The sequence below is a fragment of the Mycoplasma sp. CB776 genome, assembly GCF_054343395.1.
Genome location: NZ_JBTGVD010000037.1, coordinates 1 through 3037, shown reverse-complemented (window position 1 = coordinate 3037; position 3037 = coordinate 1). Strand labels below are relative to the sequence as shown.

General features: G+C 20.3%; 6 protein-coding genes. 1 reads left to right on the top strand and 5 read right to left on the bottom strand.

Features of this window, described 5'->3' with window-relative positions; all coding sequences use genetic code 4:
* Nucleotides 1-185: hypothetical protein (locus tag ACXX86_RS03985; RefSeq protein WP_458560688.1), on the top strand; the 185-nt coding region annotated here is incomplete at its 5' end.
* A gap of 476 nt (nucleotides 186-661) precedes the next feature.
* Here ACXX86_RS03985 and ACXX86_RS03980 read toward each other — a convergent pair.
* Genes ACXX86_RS03980 through ACXX86_RS03960 form a run of 5 tightly spaced genes read right to left on the bottom strand, consistent with a single transcriptional unit; the run spans nucleotide 662 to nucleotide 2851 of the window.
* Nucleotides 662-796: a hypothetical protein gene (locus ACXX86_RS03980; RefSeq protein ID WP_458561188.1), complete on the bottom strand. Its 135-nt coding sequence runs from the start codon at nucleotides 794-796 to the stop codon at nucleotides 662-664.
* A 57-nt stretch (nucleotides 797-853) separates the two neighbouring features.
* On the bottom strand, nucleotides 854-1075 hold the full coding sequence (locus tag ACXX86_RS03975) for a hypothetical protein (RefSeq protein ID WP_458561187.1): 222 nt from the start codon (nucleotides 1073-1075) through the stop codon (nucleotides 854-856).
* Nucleotides 1068-1733, bottom strand: coding sequence for a hypothetical protein (locus ACXX86_RS03970; RefSeq protein WP_458561186.1), 666 nt, complete (start codon nucleotides 1731-1733; stop codon nucleotides 1068-1070). Before ACXX86_RS03970 ends, ACXX86_RS03975 begins: the two co-directional genes overlap by 8 nt.
* Before the next feature lie 46 nt (nucleotides 1734-1779).
* Complete coding sequence (locus tag ACXX86_RS03965) at nucleotides 1780-2193, bottom strand: hypothetical protein (protein WP_458561185.1); 414 nt, start codon at nucleotides 2191-2193, stop codon at nucleotides 1780-1782.
* A complete protein-coding gene (locus tag ACXX86_RS03960) occupies nucleotides 2186-2851 on the bottom strand; it encodes a hypothetical protein (RefSeq protein ID WP_458561184.1) in 666 nt (221 codons plus the stop codon). Before ACXX86_RS03960 ends, ACXX86_RS03965 begins: the two co-directional genes overlap by 8 nt.
* Nucleotides 2852-3037: the final 186 nt, after the last annotated feature.

The following is a 3037-nucleotide window of genomic DNA, read 5'->3' as shown; positions in this document are numbered from 1 at the left end:
TGAAATTGATTTGTGTGTTTATTATGGTTATTGCATCTAGTTTTGAAAGATCTAAATTTCATAATGATTTTGTGTGAAAATCATACAAGATTAATTATAACACTTTTTACAAAAATTCCAAATATTTTATATGATTATTTTTTGATAATTGAATTAGAATCACTAAAAATGTTGATTACAATTAAGTTGCTTTATTATTCTACAATATTTTCAAAATTTTTCAAGTAAATTTTTATTTTTTTTCTTAATTTAAATATTTAAATAACATTATTAAAAAATATATTAGAAATTTTAATAATTAAAATCACCAAAAACTATTCTATGTATTAATTAAAAAATTTTTAAATTTATTAGTTGATGTAGAAATGTCTTCAATTAAGTATTTTTTTATTAAATATTATTTTGCTTCAAAGAAACATTTTTCTATTCAATTAAAAAAACCTTTCCATTGAGAAAGGTTACATTGAAGGTTTGAGTACTTAATATTACGCTTAATCTGACGATAAACTCTCCATATGATTATCCGTAAATTTTTAAATTTACTAGTAATTTAACGATTACTAATATTAGTATAACACTATTCTGCTTTTTTTGGAAAAATTTTTATTTTTATATTTTCTTACTAAATTTAACCTTAAATGAAAAAATACAATAATAAGAATTAGGTTATTCATTTATTTAATAATTTTAATTCTTGTTCATTGAGTAAAATTCTAGTAGGTTCATATTTTTTTAATTTGTTTTTTAGATCATTAAGTAAATCATCTGATATATTTGATCTAATTTCAGTTTTCATTCTATCATCATATTTAACTGTAGAAGTAATAAAAATTTTATCTAAATCTATAAGTGTTTAAACAACAAAAGGATTTCTATTTTTTTCCACTCGCTCTTCATGATAATTTTTTATTATTTTCAAGTTAATAATTTCTGCTTTTGATGTTTGACATTTCACAAATTCGTAATTCATTCCTTCTTTTTTAATGCAAATATACATATGAGTTTTTCTTGCTAAATATGAAATTTTACTAGGAAAAGGAATTCTTAATTTAATAACATCCTTAACTTTAATCAACTAGCAACCCTCCATCTTCTTTATCTATTTCTATATATACTGGATTATATAATTCATCACTGTCCGCCAGTTCTTTAAGAATTTCTTTTTGTTTTTCTGTAAGGTTTTGAAAGTCTTGCTTTGAAAAAACAAAATATTTTTCTTTAATGTTAATTACTTCTGAGTTTTTAACTATTTCTAATGGATACATACGATCTATTTTTTTCATTCACTTTTCATCTTCTTGATTAAAATCACTTTCATTTAAAATTATATTTTTTTCTTTATTCAATATTCTATTTTCTTGAACTTTTCATAAATTGAGCTTATGAGTAATATCTGATAAAGTTTTTTCTGTTGATGTTTTCACGATAAAAGAACATTTTAATGCTCTATCATTATTTATTTTATTTTTATTATTTAAATATTCTTTTTCTGCTTCTTTGTTAAAAAGAAGTCTGCTTTTTTTATAATCTCCATAGACATTACTAAATACAGGACCTTTTTGATATCCCTTTAAGGAAGAAAAATCTGCTTTTTCTTGTGCTAATTTACTAAAAATTTCATAAAATAATAAAAATTTTTGTAATTTAAGTGAATTTTTATAAGAATTAATATCATTTTCTTTTAGTCATCCACATAACATTAATTTTCTTTTATTGCTAAAAATTTTGTCCATTTTTCTCCTTTACATAACTTAATTAGATTACATATATGTTTAAAAATTAATTTATTCATTTGTTTAATAATTTTAATTCTTGTTCATTAAGATTAATTATGTTTACTTGAGAAACTTTTAATTGATTTTTTAATTCAATAAATAAATCATTTGATATATTTGATCTAATTTCGGTTTTCATTCTATCATCATATTTAACTGTAGAAGTAATAAAAATTTTATCTAAATCTATAAGTGTTTCTTTTGAAAATGGATTTCTATTTATATTAGAATCTTCAATAGTATAATTTTGTATTAATTTTTTCTTAATAATTATTCATTTGAAAGTTTGACATTTTAAAAATTGATATTTTTCTTCTTGTTTATCTAAACAAATATACATATGTGATACCTTTGCTAAAAAACTATGTTTTGTTGGGAAAGGTATTTTCATTTTTATTACATCTTTAATGTTAATCAAATATAAGACCTCCATCTTCTTCATCTATTTCTACATATACTGGATTATATAATTCGTCGCTATTTGCTACTTCTTCAAGAATTTCTTTTTGCTTTTCTGTGAGATTATGAAAATCTTGCTTTGAAAAAACAAAGTATTTTTCTTTTATATTTAATACTTCTGAATTTTTAATTTGTTCTATTGGAAAAATTCCACTAATTGTTTTAATTAATTTTTGATCTTCATAGTTAAAATCTTTTTCTTCTAAAATAATATTTTTCTCTTTTTTATTTATTAATTCTTCTTTAGTTTTTCATAAATTTAATTCATGTGTAAGTTCTGATAACTCTTGTTCTGTTGATGTTTTAACTATGAAAGAACATTTTAATGCTCTATCATCATTTATTTTATCTTGGTTGTTTTTATATGTTTTCTCTACTATTTTGTTGAAAGTGCTTCTTTCGTTTTTATAATCACCATAGACATTGCTAAACACAGGTCCTTTTTTGTACCCTTTTAAATAAGAAAAGTCAACTTCTTCGTTTTCTATTTTAGAAAGTAATTCATAAAATAGTAAGAATTTTTGAACTCTTAGTGGATTATTATATGAGTTAATATCATTCTCTTTTAATCAACCACATAAAGTTAACTTTCTTTTGTTGCTATAAATTTTGTTCATTTTTTTCCTTTCACCTAATTTGATTATAACACAGTTTTTAAACTCAATTACAATAAATTTTTTTAAAAATTCCTTTATTAATTTATTAATAAAAATTTTGATTATTTTTTGAGATCAGTAAATAAATTATCAAAAATATTGAAATTCTTTTGATTTTGTTTTTTTTGAGTTTATTAGTTAATAGTA